The following is a 14811-nucleotide window of genomic DNA, read 5'->3' on the forward strand; positions in this document are numbered from 1 at the left end:
TCCTACTCTTGTCATTCTTTAATATCTATTTTTGAAAGAGGTCCAAAAGAATTTCAACAAAAAAATAAAACTGCCTTACGAATACGAATCGTAAGGCAGCTGCAACTCAATAAAATTATAGTTGGTAAGGCTTCATTTCCGCCGCTACAGAAAACTCAGCTTCTGTACAAGCTTTTATTTCATCAACCGTAACACCCTCGGCTAGTTCTACAAGCAACAGGCCTGCGTCCGTTACTTCAAACACGCATTTTTCCGTAATAATCTTAGATACGCAGCCTTTCCCCGTCAAAGGCAAAGTGCATTTTTTCAAAATCTTCGGCGATCCTTTTACAGTATGAATCATCGTAACAATAACTTTTTTGGCTCCTGTTACAAGATCCATGGCCCCCCCCATACCCGGGCTCCATTTGCCAGGCGCCACCGGCGTTGCCCAGTTGGCAATACTTCCTTCCTGGTCCACTTCTAAAGCGCCTAAGATCGTCGTTCCTACATGGCCGCCACGAATAATACAAAAAGATGTAGCAAGATCAAAACAAGAAGAGCCTGGTATCATTGTGATAGGCAAGCCGCCGGCGTTGCCTACATCAGAATCTTCTTCGCCTAATTTCGGCGCACCGCCAAAAACCAACGCGCCATTTTCCGATTCGAGCAGCACTTCCACGCCTTCAGGGATATAGTTTGCCACTGCTGTCGGAATACCAAAACCGAGATTAACCACTTCACCGTTTGATAATTCTTTTGCCGCTCTGCGCGCAATCATTTCTTTCCCGTCCATGATTTTAGCCTCCTCAAAAATAGGGTTCCGATTCTATGTTATTTCGCTTAACGAAGCTGACCTGTCCTCGACCATAAGTCACGGAAAGTAGTCGCTTGTTCCTCTAATGTTTTGCCTTGTACTACGGCGTGAACAAAGACAGCAGGAGTGCCGACACATTGTGGATCAAGCTTTCCGACAGGAACAATTTCATTGACTTCCGCTACTGTATAATCAGCTGCCATCGCGACAGTTGGATTCGTATTAATCGCAGCATAACGATACTGCACATTTCCCCATAAGTCCGCTTTATAGCCTTTGATAAAAGCCATATCAGCCCGTAAGGGTTTTTCTAAAATATACGCTTTGCCATCAACGACAATCTTTTCTTTGCCTTCTTCTACTAAAGAACCAAGGCCAGTACGAGTCAATACGCCACCAAGACCAGCGCCGCCAGCCCGAACTTTTTCAATCCAGCTGCCCATAGGATAATATTCAATATCAAGATTGCCATTTTTCAAAGCGCTGACTGCTTCTGGCGAAGTACCAGCATGAGCACAAATAAATTTTTTCACCTGTCCATTGCTAAAGAGCGGCGCTAAATCAAATTTACCGCCAGGATAGGTTGCCACTACCGACATAATGGTAAGATTTTTTACACCTTTGTCAGCAATTTTTTGGATGCAAGTTAAGGGAGCTCCTACACCACAGAAACCGCCAAATAAAAGAGTCATTCCATCTTGAACTTTGTCAATCACTTGATCTAGATCTGTTACCTTATTCATAGCTACACTCCTCCCAAAATAACATTCCTTCTATCGCAAAAACCTGGCCAGGCTTTTCGCTTCAAACAAAAAGATCGATAGACCGAGCAGATAAAACCTGCACTTATCTATCGATCGTAAATGAGCTAGTGGATTAAACTTGCAATTCATTTATCGAGAAAAATTATTTCTTAATTCATAGTTGCTCTTTAGTTATATTTTAGATGATTTTCATTATTCCGTCAATATTGTTAAAGTCTGTTATTTTATCATGACAGGCCTTCTCGACCCGTTTAGCCCATTGATGAAGGTTTTCGTCAAAAATTGCTATGAGAGTTTTATCGCTGATCTCCTTTCACAGCAAGAAAAGCTAAAAACTTTTCTGTCAGAAGTGGATCAAACTGCTGTCCGCCCGCAGCGGCAATCTGCAAAATCGCCTCTTGTTTACTCAAAGCCATTTGGTACGGCCGGTCATGAGTCATAATATCAAACACATCTACCAGTGAAAAAATCCGATCAAGTAAGGGAATCTCTTCTCCTTTCAGTCCATAAGGATAGCCGGCGCCATCCCACCGCTCATGTAGCGACAGAATCAAATCAGCTACCGCCGTTTCACCGATGGACTGGGCCATACGATAGCCAACATCACTATGAACTTTCACAATCGCCCACTCACTTTTACTTAAAGCGCTAGGCTTTCCTAGAATTTCCGAAGGGATAGCCACTTTCCCAATATCATGGAGTCTCGCCAAAAGTTTAAGCTGCTTTACCGCCTCACTGCGCGAACTGAAATTTAAAAATCTGGCAAAAGCAACGACTTGCTCGCCAACACGTTCATTATGTCCTTGATTTTCAAAACACCGTTCGTAAAGCCGCGCTTCGAGCGTAGCGACCATTTTTTTGCGTACAGTTTGGCCTCGTTGTACCTTATCACTATACATTCGACTTTCCGCTACGTTAAAAAGCTCAATGATTTGACCAAGCGGCGTTTCTTTCGTTGCCGCTCCGACAGCAGCGCTTAAGGGAACGACACAGTGATTGATTGCCAGACAGCCTTCGCGAATACTTTGACAAAGATGAGCACAAGCCATTTCGCCAGTTTGTGGCAAAAGCAGCAAAAACTCATCGCCGCCCCAGCGAGCAATAATATCACGAGGACGACAAAGACTGCGCAATAGGTCAGCCATAGCCAAAAGCAGATTATCGCCCTCTTGATGACCAAATACATCATTGGCCAATTTCAGCCCATTCATATCAATCACTATAATACTGACAGGCAGGGCTTCACTTTTTTCTAACTCAGGCAACGCTTCTTCTATATAAGCTCGATTATAAAGATTGGTCAATTTATCATGATAGCTCAAAAAAGAAATTTTTTGCTGCGCCGCAACTTCTTCCGTAACATCCGTTAGAATCAGCATAACGGTTGCCGCTTCTTCCTCATCGCTACTAGCAAGATACTTACACTCCACGCGAATGGTCTGCTGGTCCCGTTCTAACAAAAAGGGGAAATAGGCCAGACTTTCTTGCATTTTTGCGCTATCTTGCGTTATAAAAAAGCTCTGGAAAATTTGTTCCAACATTTCGTCGCCAAAAGGAGTTCGCTCTGATAGCAACTCGATAATACGCAGTCCCGCAATCTTCCGACCGAAGAGCCGCTCACATTCCGCACTATACTGAGGTTGAATTCGTAGATCCGCGCCAAAAGTCAAAAAGCCTTGGTTGGCATTATCCAATAAATTCTGCATTTCCCGCTGGCTACGCTGCAAGGCCTTTCCTTGCATATCACTAATTCGAAAAACCTTTCGAGTCAATTTCAGTAGACGATCATACTGACCTGTAAGCAGTCGATATCTTTCTAGCAGTGAATTCCCCCGATATTGCTCTGCTGCTAAATCAGCCATAGCTCCTTGTAATACCTGCTCTTCTGCTCCGAACAGTTGCTTATCGCAATCCCTCTCTGCCATAATTTCACCGCCTAATCTACATAATCTATCGAATCGAAAGAAAAGCCTATTACCGTAATATCATCACGCTGCGGCTGCCCCTGTGAATATTCAGCGAGAGCCTGAACAATAGCAGCTTTTTGTTCATCTATCGATTTCTCAGCTAGTGATGTAAGGAGTTGAACAAAACGTCTCTTGCCAAAAGAAAAGTCTTGTTTCCCTCCATTTTGGTCAAGGTAACCGTCTGTCGTCAAATAGAAGCGGTCGCCAGGCAAAATATCCCAACTATGTACTGTAAACGGAAAATCTTCCCGAGCTCGTTCATAGCCTAAACTTTGTCGATCTCCCGGCAAAGTTTGCACTTCTCCCCGACGATAAATATAGAGTGGCAAATGAGCTCCCGAAAACAGCAGCTTTTTGCCTGCTTCAATATAGCATAAAGCCATATCAAGACCGTCATCTGTCATTTTATTTTGTTTATTACGATGTAAAATTTCTCGCATGCGTTGATTTACCTGTTGCAAAATCAGCGCCGGGTTGATATTGTCCTGCTGCTGCGCTAGTTGAGTCAGAACAGAATTAACGGCCATTGTCATAAAGGCCCCCGGTACGCCATGGCCGGTACAATCAGCAATAGCAACGAGACTGCGCTTCGCATCAATCTGGCGAACCCAGTAAAAGTCACCGCCGACGAGATCACGTGGTTGCCACAAAATAAAATAATCTTTCAGCACTGTCTGTAATTCATCGGGCCGTGCCAAAATAGACTCTTGCAGTCGTTTCGCATAATCAATGCTGTCAAGGATCTTGGTATTTTGCTCCGATATTTCTTCCGTACGGTCGGCAATTTCCTGCTCCATAAGCTCTGTTAATGCGATAGCCCGCTTCAGTGGATCGGCTATTTTATGAGCCACAATATAAAATAAAAGAATCATGACCAACAGCGCCACACAGCTCGCGATGGCTCCATTCCATTTGATCGTATTTAAAAAGCCGATACTTTCTTCACGTGGTACTTGATACACAATGAGCCATTGGCCTGACTGAATTGCTTCACAAACAAGATCCGTAATTTGGCCATAACTATCTTGATAATCGAGAGCTCGTACTCTATCCTCATGCTGTAAAAGTTGCGCTAATATCTCAGGCGGTATAAAGTCATTTAAATAATAACCGTTTTGCTCAGCTTGATCGGAAAGCAGAATCTTTCCCTGGCGATCAATCAACCAGAGTCTTCCGGCGCTGCCTTCTTTATATTTTTGAAATTCAGCGGCAATATACTGGATACTAAGACCAACGCCAGCTACGCCGAGCGGCGAAGTTGCTTCACCGATCAGAGCATTTACAAACACAAAAGTTTCCTGGCGACCAATATTATAGTCAATATTCAAAGAAACAGGCTGCTGCGATTGCAACGCATCATAAAACCAGCGCGAATCAGGATCGTGAGGTTTCATAATTTGAAGCATTCTGTGTCGCTCCGCCCAATATTGTCCGGTTTGGCGACTCACAATAAACGAGTTAGCGTAATCATAGCGGCTGGCTATATCATCAAGCTTTTGCTTACTATACTCGCCAAGTTGTTCATTTCGTTCCGCGTCAACAAGCCAAGCCATAACCGCAGGGTCTTGGGCTAACAGTCTCGCTGTTTCTTTAGCCCGCTCCAAGCGGTCATCGACCTTACTGGCAATCGATTCGGCAATATAAATAAGATCGCGATTCTTTAGCTTATCTACAACGGCGCTACGTGTAACAAAATAACTAATACTCCCTGTCAACGTTACAGCAAGGACGAGAATAGCACAAGCCAGAAAAACGATTTTCATCGTGCCTCGATCATAGAATAAATTCTGTCTATTCATTGCTTTCCATAAGAGCGCAAATTTCAAAAGGCAACTCTAAATCTTCCTTAAATTCTTCAGCACATTCTAAAGCTGTATCATTATCCTGGTCATAATACCACTTTACTAAAACTTTACCACCAGCTTCATGGGCAGCCTCCATCTTATCAAGGAGCATCATGATGCATTTTGCACTGCTTGTATTGATATAAGGCATATGAAAATAAATTTCCAGCACCATTCGATCTTGGCTCGTGCTTAAATAATTCTCTAGCCACTTAAATATTGGTTCGTAAAATTTGAAAGCATTCTCAGGGTAAGACTGTCCCTCAATGCGCAACAAAGATTTCTCCTGATCAAAATAAATCTTCGGTGTTGATTTGGTTTGTTCCACATATAACTCTTCCATTTTAATCCTCCTAGACCTGTACCTTTAACGTAAAAAAGGAAAGTTGGTCATCGTGGGGCACAATCGAATAGTGAAGCGGCTTGCTGGCTTTGCGTGCCATATCAATTAGCCCCAGCCCCGCCCCTGCGGTTTGATCTCCTATGTCCCGCCTCAGTTGTTCTTTATACAATCGTTTTAGACCCGCCTTATCTAAACCAGCTAACTCATCTAGCCGCTTTGTCAACGACGCCACATCAGAAGCTGCTACTAAATTACCAGAAGATACAAAATAGCCCGCTTCATTTCTGCCAATCGCTACAATCCCTGAATTATCGATCCGATCACCTAAAGGATTTCCTTCATGCCTTGATCCATAATTTCTAATATTTTGGGTCTGCTCGATAAAGACAGAGAACACATTGTAAGTGGCATTTTGCGAGGTTGCTTCTGTATCCAAATAGTTTTTCACCGCCTCACCGAGTTCTTCAATAATCGCCTGTGTAAAGCGGCCTGAAAAGCTAATTAGTACACCATAATTTTGTAACAGCTTCTGTAAATCAAGCAAATTGATTTCCATGCAAAAATACCTCCTAATTTCTCATAGGCCTTAAGTACCACGATCCATTTCGACAAAGAGTTTCCGTTTCCCTCCAGCCATACCCATAAAAAGCCCCAAAAAAAGAAGCTGCCATAACATTCGCAGCTTCTTCGCCGAACAAAACATTAAGTTTTAGCAAGAACTTTCTGGGCATATTCTCGCATTTTATAGCAAAACATGGGAATGACAAGTAACGGAATCCCCACATAAAGCGATATACGCAACGTTTCATCGTAAGCGACAACGATCAAACAAGCAACTTGCGCCCAAATACCAAAGTACGTTACGTAAGGAAAGAAAGGGGTCCGGTAAAGAAGAGTTCGACTGTCTTCCCCGGAACTTTCCAGCCGCCGCCGGAAATTGAGTTGGCACCAGCAGATAGAAATCCAGGCAATCGCACCAGTAAAGCCAGATAACGCCAACATATAGGTATAAAAACTTTTCGTCGTATCAAGCGTGTAGGCAATAACAACTAACCAACAAGCGCCGATCGATAAGAGTGCAGCATTTTTTGGCACACCATTTTTATTTGTTTTACTGAGAAAAGCCGGGGCCATGCCCTCGCGTGATAAAGCATAGATGGCCCGAATACAACCGTACAAACCGGAATTCGAACAAGATATGGCCGCAGTAAGAACAACAAAAGAAAAGATTCCTCCGGCCCAGTGCAATCCATAGGAATTGAGCGCCGCCGCAAAAACGCTTTCTTCCAAACCGGCCTTTTGCCAAGGAAAAATCGTTACAAGCAGTAGCATTGGTACAAGGTAGAGTGAAATAATTCGCCAGGAAACATTACGAATCGCTGTAGGAATACTTTTTTCAGGATGTTTGCTTTCACTTGCTGCCAAACCAATAATTTCCGATCCCTGAAAGTTCACAAGTACGATAACCATTGTAAGTAGTACCGATAAAGCGCCATTAGGCGTAAAGCCGCCATCACTCAATAAAATTGTGCTTCCTAAATAACCTTGATCACCAATAACTCCTAAAAAGATTAGCGCTGCCAGAATTACAAACATAACTAAAGCAGCAATTTTAATCAAAGCAAGCCAAAATTCGATTTCGCCGAACGAATCGACTTGCGCCAAATTAATAAAAGTAATCAAGAGACCGAAGAGAATCGCCCACCACATGGCGCTGACCTCAGGAAAATAAAAATTCATAATCATACCGCCGGCAATCATTTCCGATGGCACATAGGTTACCCAAGTCAACCAGTAAGACCACCCCACGCCACAAGCCCAAGTAGGCGAAATCAGTTCACGGGCGTAAGAAACAAAAGAGCCTGAAATTGGCATTGCCACAGACAATTCACCAAGGCACAGCATTACACAAAGCACAATCAAGCCGCCCAGTAAGTAAGATAAGAACGATGCTGGACCTGCTTGACTAATCACATAGCCTGTCCCTAAAAAATAGCCACTGCCAATAATACCGCCTAAAGCAATTAACTGGATATGACGCGACTTTAATTTGCGAAATAAGGCGCCATCGCCACTTCCTATTGTTTCCTCTTCCCGTTCTTTCACTCCCGTTACCCCCACCCTCATAAAAATAATAGTCATAAAGTTTCTTATTCTTTTATTCTGTAAAAAATACTAGATCAAGACATAGTATAACAAAAATTTCCGCGCTAGGCACACATTTTTATTCTTTTATAAAAAATTTTTATATCACTACCAAACAGCAATACTTCCATCAGTTCTAGGTTCCGTTGCGCCGCTCAGTCGACATATCAAATACGCCTTAAGGCTTCAGTTCAGAGACCTTCCTACACCTTGATGCGTAAGGATAATACAACGGCTACTACCTACTCATAACGCAGGGCTTCAATCGGATCTAACAGCGCTGCTTTTCGCGCCGGATAAATACCGAAAAAGAGTCCGACTGCTACAGAAAAGCCAAAAGAAACAAGAATCGATACTGGCGAAATGACTGTATGGAGCGCACCGGAAGCGGAAATAGCCAAAGCAGCTAAAATACCTAACATAATCCCGATCAAACCGCCAACAACGCCAATAACGATTGATTCAATGAGAAATTGCAGCATAATATCGCGATAGGTCGCCCCAATCGCTTTCCGAATCCCAATCTCTCGTGTCCGTTCCGTTACCGATACCATCATAATATTCATAATGCCGATACCGCCCACTAATAGAGAAATGGCGGCAATGCTGCCAAGTAGCAACGTAATCATTCCTGTTGTTTCAGCTGCCGTCTGCATCAGGCTTGTCAAATTTCTCACTGTAAAGTCATCTTGCTTATCACCCGTAATTTTATGCCGTTGGTGCAATAAAGTAGTTACAGCTTCTTGCACTTGATCCATTTCCTCCATGGTAGCAACTTGAATGCTGATTGAATGAAGATAAGTAATCCCCAAAAGACGTTCTTGCGCTGTTGTCAGCGGCACCATCACAATATCATCTTGATCCTGCCCCATCGAGGACTGCCCTTTACTATCTAAAACGCCAATAACCAGAAACGGCGTATTATTAATGCGCACATTTTTACCAACAGGATTGAGATCACCGAATAAGTTCTGAGCCACCGTTGCGCCAAGCACAGCCACACGACTGCGCGAAGCAAGATCATTTTGGGAAATAAAACTGCCGCTGCCTACTGTTAAACTGCGAATTGCCATATAATCCGGCGTAATTCCCTGCACGCTTGTCGTCCAGTTCTGATTTCCCGCCACAAGCTGATACTGTCGGCTTACGGATGGAGCAATATATAAAATACCTTTGACCGTCTTCTTTAAATACTCGGAATCCTCGAAGAGTAATGTAGTACTGCTGCCAGCCGCACCACGCCCGCCGCCCTGTGATGAGGCGGCGCCAGGACTTACAATCAAAAGATTACTGCCAAGGCTAGCAATTGAATCCTGCACCTTTTCTCTAACACCAAGGCCAATGGAAACCATCGCAATTACCGCGCTTACACCGATAATAATACCGAGCATCGTCAAAACAGAGCGAAGCTTATTGGCGAGCAAGGCCCGTAAGGCAATGATAACGCTTTCTTTAAACATAGCGAGACTCCTTTACCTCATCCTTTAGGATAAAGCCGTCCTTTACGGTAATAACTCGTTTGGCATACTCAGCAATGTCCGGTTCATGCGTAACAAGAATCACTGTCTTCCCCTGCTTATGCAAATTACCAAATAGATTCATTATTTCGATACTGGAACGACTGTCAAGATTGCCTGTCGGTTCATCGGCCATAATAATACTCGGCTCATTTACCAAGGCGCGCGCAATGGCTACTCGCTGCCGTTGTCCCCCTGACAATTCGTTAGGCAGATGCTGCGTCCGTGTTGCCAGGCCTACGGCTTCCAGTAAGGCTGTCGCCCGATTTCGCCGCTCCGTTTGCGGCACTCTAGCATACACCAGCGGCAACGCAACATTTTCTAAGGCAGTCACGCGCGATAACAGATTAAAATTTTGAAAAACAAAACCAATTTGCCGATTTCTCATTCCGGCCAAAGCATCATCATCAAGTTGGGCAACTTCCTGGCCCTCCAGAATGTAAGAACCGCTGCTAGGTCGATCAAGACAACCTAGAATATTCATAAGCGTTGACTTACCAGAACCCGATGGTCCCATGATTGCTACAAATTCACCTGTTTCGATCGTCAAAGAAATGCCACCGAGAGCAGCCACTTCTTCCGTACCAATCTTATAATACTTTTTAATATCCTGCAGCAAAATCCCCATAACGGCACCTCCCTTCACTACATGGGCGGCGGCGGACCATTATCTTTTTTCGCCGCCGAAGTTGTCGGCGATTTCGTATAGGAAACGACGAGTTGATCGCCTGCCGCTACGCCGCTCAGCACTTCCACTTTGTCACTATCCATAAGCCCAACCGTAACAAAAACATTTTCCCGCTTTCCGTCAGGTCTTAAAATAGTAACATATTGACCGTTGGCGCTTGTCTTTAAAGCCGATAGCGGTATAAGCAAAGCATCTTGCTTTTCCGCTACTTTAATATTGACGCGAGCTGTCATTTCCGTTTTTAACAGATTTTCCGGATCATCTACTGTAAGCGTCACATAATAGTAGATGACACCACTAGTAGAAGACGACGATGATGACGAAGAAGACGAAGCGCTAGAAGAAGAGACAGTAGTCGTACTAGTAGAAATTTGGCTAATCTGCTCTACTTTGCCGGAAAAAGTCTTATCCGTATAGGCATCTACCGTAAAAGTTGCCAACTGCCCTGCTTTCACCTTGCCAATATCAGTCTCATCAACTTTTACCTTTACTTTTTTACTTGACACATCGCCAATCATCATAATGACTGTGGGATTATTAACGCCAGCGGTAACAACCGTACCGACCGACACAGGTTCACCTAAAACAACGCCGTTCATAGGTGATAGAATTACAGTCTTATCTAAATTTGATTTTCCTTCCGCATAACTAGACATGGCTGTTTGATAATTGAGCAATGCATCTTCTAAATCAGCTTGTGATTTGGCGCCGATCGAATGTAAGTATTCAGCCCGTTTATACTTGGCTGATGTATTATTCACTTGATAACGCGCCTGCTCTACTGTAGTTTCCAAAGCTCGCTCTTCTAAAATAGCTAGAACTTGCCCGGCTTTAACATAATCATTTTCCTTGACCTTAATTTCTTTTACTTGCGCCGCAATTTGCGACGTAATATCTACCGAATTAGCCGGTTTTACCGTGCCAGTTGCCGCTACAGTCGATACGATTGACCCTTGTACGACAGCGACCGTTTCTACTGGCACATTTTCTTTCTGTTTCGCATTGTGATAATAAAAAAAGCCGCCGCTTGCTGCTATAGCGAGCAAGATAAGTCCAATGAGACCTTGTTTACGCCTTATTTTCCCCCACATGATTCGGTCCCCCTTAATCAATTCCCATGGCATTTTTCAATTTGGCCACATAGGTCACATAATCGTATTGCGCCGTAATATAATTATTCTTCGCTGTTGACAGAGCCAGCTGGGCATCAATAATATCAAGCAATAAACCTTCGCCCGCCTTATACTTTTCCTCAGCAATAAAAGCATCTTCATCAGCCTTATGAATCGCCACCTGTGTTGTCTTTAAACGTTTCTCCGCTTCACTAATTCCCAGATAATATTCTTTGACAGCCAGTTCTACAGAGTCTTCTTGCTGCTCTAATTGCAGCTGCGCTGCTACAAGAGAGCTTTCGCTCTTTTTAATTTTTGCTGTTGTAATCTGTCCATCAAACAGATTCCAAGACGTGCTCACACCGACATATAAATTGCTATTATTGCTGTCAGGAATCATACTGCTGCCCCAGCTAGAAGCCACATTCAACGCAACAGACGGCTTCTTATCGGCTTTCGCAATATCAATATTTTGCCTGGCTTCGTCCACAGTAAGACGATATTTTTTTAAGTCCGGCCGATTGGCTTTAGCCGCTTGCAGGCATTGCGCCAGCGTCTTATTCCATGGAATATATTGAAAGTCATCGGTTAGTACAAGACCTTCCTCGCTTTTCCAGCGAATTAGATTCTTCAAATTATTCATAGCAACTTGCGTATTATTTTTCGCTTTCACTAAGCTTTGCTGCGCATCAGCCAGTTCCACTTCTGAGCGCAGTACATCGGCTTTAGCGATGCTCCCTGCGTAATACTGCGCCTGAGCATTTTGTAAATGCAGCCGGTAATTGTCAACCGTTTCCTGATCGACCTGCTGCACCTTTTGTGCATCTAGTACATCATAATAAGCTGACAGTGTTTTTAATACAACATCTTGCCGCGTCTTGGCCAAATCCAAATCGGCGATCTTCACATCGGTTTTCGCGACTTCAATATTGCCTTCATTTTTGCCGCCGCTGTAAAGCGGCAACGATACCGTTAAGGACGTAGAGCTTGGCAGAGAATGAAAATGAACTTGCTTTAAGTAAAACGTATTCGATGCGTCAACTGACAAGCCTTTCACGTCTTCCGTACTTTGCAACGTATACTTTGCTTGCGTTGTTTTTTCCTGGGCTATCTTAATATCAAGATGCTTATCTAGCGCAAGTCGAACGGCATCGGCAGCGGATAAAGGCGCTCCGAAACACCCCGCACTTTGCCACAGTAAAGCAGCCCCGATCAATAAAAACAGCCTAGCGCTCTTTCTTCTTTGCTTCAATATAAAACCCCCTTGCTGTAACCCTTGTTTTTTATTATAGCAAATAAATGTTACTAATTTATGACAGAAAAAGATCTCAAAACTGTCTAATAGACCAGTTTTGAGATCTTACCATTAGAAAAACACGTTCCGTTTAATCTACTAGCATTTATGCAATTCCCGCGCTTGTTCGGCCACAGCAACCACCTCGTCAAGCGTCGCTCCGATCGATGCTTGAACCGTAGCCGCAATAGCCCCTTCCACAAAAGGCGCATCAGCAATTCTGACTTTTTCCCGAATCGCTTCTTCCAAGAACTCTAGGGCCGTTTCACTGCTTAACACAGCACTGCCTAAATCAGCCAAAATAACGACGCCATCGCCGCTATAAGCCGCTGTGACAGCCTGAGAAATCCGCACAGCATCCGTACCAATCGCCCCATCTTCCAAACCGCCTGCCGCCATAATTTTAACGTCTTGTCCGCCCATTTGCGACGCTAATTCCAACAGGCCTTCCGCAATCTTATGATGATGGGAAACGAGCACAATACCAACCATAATTACCCCTCCTGCCCCTTGGCAAACTTAGCCAACGCTTCTAGGATTAAAGTGGCGGAAGTGGCTCCGGGATCTTGATGACCAAGACTTCTTTCCCCTAAATAACTGGCCCGCCCCTTCGTAGCAATGATGGTTTTCGTATATTCTACGCCTGCTTTCGCGGCCACCACCGCTTTATCCAAAGCAACGCTCAGCGCTTCGTTCGCTTCCATTGCCGCAGTAAAAGCTTCATAGGCTGGTTCTAAGGCATCAAGCATGGTCTTTTCGCCACGTTGCGCTTTACCACGATCTTTAATTCCCTGAATAGCCGCTTGCAGCATACTTGCCACGTCTTTACTGTCAAGCGCCGCCTTCTCCTGGCTTGCTGCCGCAGCGCGTAGGCAGGCTGTACCGTAGAGCGGACCAGATGCGCCGCCTACGGTAGAAATCAGCGTCATCCCTAGTTGCTTTAGAGTGCTGCCAATATCGCCCGGCGCTGCAGCCTGTTGGAATTTATCGATTACGGCAGAAAAACCACGGGCCATATTGAGGCCATGATCGCCGTCACCAATAGCAGAATCAAGCTCTGTCAGATATTCTTTATTCGCAATAATTACTTCGCCTACTGCGACAATTGCTGCAACGATTTGGCTCACACCAATCGCCTCCTCTTAGAATTGCACCCAGGCAGGCGTATCAGCCGGCGCTAGGAGCAGTGATTTTAATTCTGCATCCAATTTTAATAAAGTAATGGAAAAACCTGCCATCTCCAAAGAAGTCATGTAGTTGCCCACATAAGTTTTTGCTACTTTAATCTGCTTATCAGCCAATGTAGCAGCCACTTTTCGGTTTGCTACATATAATTCCATCAGCGGCGTACCACCGAGACCATTTACGAGAACAGCAACCTCATCGCCTGCGGCCAGCGGCAGATCCGCAAAAATCTTATCAAGGAGCTGCGTTGTAATTTCATCAGCTGAGCGAATTTCTTCGCGGTGCGTGCCTGGTTCGCCGTGAATCCCCATACCAATTTCGATTTCCTTCTCGCCTAACACAAAGCTCGGTTTTCCCGCAGCAGGTACCGTACAAGGGGCCAGAGCCATCCCCATCGACCGTACATTGGCGATGACTTTTTCGGCAACAGCCTTTACTTCTGTTAAACTGCCGCCAGCTTCCGCTTTCGCTCCGGCAATTTTATGAACAAGCAGTGTTCCAGCAATACCGCGTCGCCCCGTTGTCCACGTACTATTTTCTACGGCTACATCATCATTGACGACAACTTGTTCGAGCTCAATTCCGTCAGCTTGCGCCAATTCTGCCGCCATTTCAAAATTCAGCACATCACCAGTATAATTTTTTATGACAAGCAGTACGCCTTTGCCGCCATTGACCGCCTTTACGGCTTCATAAATTTGATCTGGTGTCGGTGATGTAAATACAGCACCCGCCACAGCGCCATCAAGCATCCCTTTACCTACAAAGCCGCCGTGAGCCGGTTCATGACCGCTCCCGCCGCCGCTAACTAAAGCAACTTTCGGCTGAGGGGCTGCCGCACGAACAATAACATCAAACCCCGGCACTCTTTTGACATACTGCGGATGGGCCGCAACCATTCCCTCCAGCATTTCCTCTACAACATTTTCAGGCACATTAATGATTTTTTTCATACATAAAACCCTCCTCATAAAATTCAATTGTGAAAAGAGAATCTGTTCATAAAAACCCTAATAAACCTTGTGAATAGACCTTATTACTAGTTGTAAATATTTCACATCGGCAATAAAAGTTCCTGCCAGAGAACGCAAACCGCAAAATATCTAAAGAAAGCAGCAAGGATTTATCAGTTTGCGCGATAGCTCCTTGCTGCTGT

Annotated in this window: 14 protein-coding genes; all 14 read right to left on the reverse strand. The window is 44.4% G+C overall.

From position 1 onward, the window contains the following. Positions 1 to 115 precede the first annotated feature (115 nt). Positions 116 to 775, reverse strand: a complete 660-nt coding sequence (locus AC0MXB_RS06580) for a 3-oxoacid CoA-transferase subunit B (protein ID WP_474038849.1) — start codon at positions 773 to 775, stop codon at positions 116 to 118. A gap of 47 nt (positions 776 to 822) precedes the next feature. Next, on the reverse strand, positions 823 to 1539 hold the full coding sequence (locus AC0MXB_RS06585) for a CoA transferase subunit A (RefSeq protein WP_474038850.1): 717 nt from the start codon (positions 1537 to 1539) through the stop codon (positions 823 to 825). A 317-nt stretch (positions 1540 to 1856) separates the two neighbouring features. Continuing rightward, entirely contained in the window at positions 1857 to 3485 is a 1629-nt protein-coding gene (locus AC0MXB_RS06590) for a bifunctional diguanylate cyclase/phosphohydrolase (protein ID WP_474038851.1), read from the reverse strand. Positions 3486 to 3496: 11 nt separating this feature from the next. Further along, entirely contained in the window at positions 3497 to 5290 is a 1794-nt protein-coding gene (locus AC0MXB_RS06595) for a SpoIIE family protein phosphatase (RefSeq protein WP_474038852.1), read from the reverse strand. A gap of 28 nt (positions 5291 to 5318) precedes the next feature. Continuing rightward, the gene (locus AC0MXB_RS06600) at positions 5319 to 5714 is read right to left on the reverse strand and encodes a DUF1987 domain-containing protein (protein WP_474038853.1); all 396 of its coding nucleotides are present in this window, start codon (positions 5712 to 5714) and stop codon (positions 5319 to 5321) included. Positions 5715 to 5724: 10 nt separating this feature from the next. Next, the gene (locus tag AC0MXB_RS06605; protein ID WP_474038854.1) at positions 5725 to 6270 is read right to left on the reverse strand and encodes a SiaB family protein kinase; all 546 of its coding nucleotides are present in this window, start codon (positions 6268 to 6270) and stop codon (positions 5725 to 5727) included. A gap of 146 nt (positions 6271 to 6416) precedes the next feature. Then, positions 6417 to 7820, reverse strand: coding sequence for an amino acid permease (locus AC0MXB_RS06610; protein ID WP_474038855.1), 1404 nt, complete (start codon positions 7818 to 7820; stop codon positions 6417 to 6419). A gap of 281 nt (positions 7821 to 8101) precedes the next feature. Continuing rightward, a complete protein-coding gene (locus tag AC0MXB_RS06615; protein ID WP_474038856.1) occupies positions 8102 to 9319 on the reverse strand; it encodes an ABC transporter permease in 1218 nt (405 codons plus the stop codon). Next, positions 9312 to 10004 carry an ABC transporter ATP-binding protein gene (locus AC0MXB_RS06620; protein WP_474038857.1) on the reverse strand — a complete coding sequence of 231 codons (693 nt, stop codon included), beginning with the start codon at positions 10002 to 10004 and terminating at the stop codon, positions 9312 to 9314. The genes AC0MXB_RS06615 and AC0MXB_RS06620 overlap by 8 nt, the downstream gene beginning before the upstream one ends. A gap of 17 nt (positions 10005 to 10021) precedes the next feature. Then, the gene (locus AC0MXB_RS06625) at positions 10022 to 11155 is read right to left on the reverse strand and encodes an efflux RND transporter periplasmic adaptor subunit (protein ID WP_474038858.1); all 1134 of its coding nucleotides are present in this window, start codon (positions 11153 to 11155) and stop codon (positions 10022 to 10024) included. A 13-nt stretch (positions 11156 to 11168) separates the two neighbouring features. Then, positions 11169 to 12428, reverse strand: coding sequence for a TolC family protein (locus AC0MXB_RS06630; RefSeq protein WP_474038859.1), 1260 nt, complete (start codon positions 12426 to 12428; stop codon positions 11169 to 11171). 141 nt (positions 12429 to 12569) lie between these two features. After that, positions 12570 to 12962 (reverse strand): dihydroxyacetone kinase phosphoryl donor subunit DhaM, encoded by a 393-nt coding sequence (gene dhaM, locus AC0MXB_RS06635; RefSeq protein ID WP_474038860.1) that lies wholly within the window; start codon positions 12960 to 12962, stop codon positions 12570 to 12572. A gap of 2 nt (positions 12963 to 12964) precedes the next feature. Beyond that, entirely contained in the window at positions 12965 to 13597 is a 633-nt protein-coding gene (gene dhaL / locus AC0MXB_RS06640; protein ID WP_474038861.1) for a dihydroxyacetone kinase subunit DhaL, read from the reverse strand. Positions 13598 to 13612: 15 nt separating this feature from the next. Beyond that, the gene (dhaK, locus tag AC0MXB_RS06645; RefSeq protein WP_474038862.1) at positions 13613 to 14608 is read right to left on the reverse strand and encodes a dihydroxyacetone kinase subunit DhaK; all 996 of its coding nucleotides are present in this window, start codon (positions 14606 to 14608) and stop codon (positions 13613 to 13615) included. Positions 14609 to 14811: the final 203 nt, after the last annotated feature.

The organism is Pelorhabdus sp. sgz311001 (genome assembly GCF_055901755.1).

Bases quoted from the DNA above. Each gene is read 5' to 3' on its own strand.
- AC0MXB_RS06580 (WP_474038849.1), bottom strand. From the start codon at position 775: ATGGACGGGAAAGAAATGATTGCGCGCAGAGCGGCAAAAGAATTATCA.
- AC0MXB_RS06585 (WP_474038850.1), bottom strand. From the start codon at position 1,539: ATGAATAAGGTAACAGATCTAGATCAAGTGATTGACAAAGTTCAAGAT.
- AC0MXB_RS06590 (WP_474038851.1), bottom strand. From the start codon at position 3,485: ATGGCAGAGAGGGATTGCGATAAGCAACTGTTCGGAGCAGAAGAGCAG.
- AC0MXB_RS06595 (WP_474038852.1), bottom strand. From the start codon at position 5,290: ATGAAAATCGTTTTTCTGGCTTGTGCTATTCTCGTCCTTGCTGTAACG.
- AC0MXB_RS06600 (WP_474038853.1), bottom strand. From the start codon at position 5,714: ATGGAAGAGTTATATGTGGAACAAACCAAATCAACACCGAAGATTTAT.
- AC0MXB_RS06605 (WP_474038854.1), bottom strand. From the start codon at position 6,270: ATGGAAATCAATTTGCTTGATTTACAGAAGCTGTTACAAAATTATGGT.
- AC0MXB_RS06615 (WP_474038856.1), bottom strand. From the start codon at position 9,319: ATGTTTAAAGAAAGCGTTATCATTGCCTTACGGGCCTTGCTCGCCAAT.
- AC0MXB_RS06620 (WP_474038857.1), bottom strand. From the start codon at position 10,004: ATGGGGATTTTGCTGCAGGATATTAAAAAGTATTATAAGATTGGTACG.
- AC0MXB_RS06625 (WP_474038858.1), bottom strand. From the start codon at position 11,155: ATGTGGGGGAAAATAAGGCGTAAACAAGGTCTCATTGGACTTATCTTG.
- dhaM (WP_474038860.1), bottom strand. From the start codon at position 12,962: ATGGTTGGTATTGTGCTCGTTTCCCATCATCATAAGATTGCGGAAGGC.
- dhaK (WP_474038862.1), bottom strand. From the start codon at position 14,608: ATGAAAAAAATCATTAATGTGCCTGAAAATGTTGTAGAGGAAATGCTG.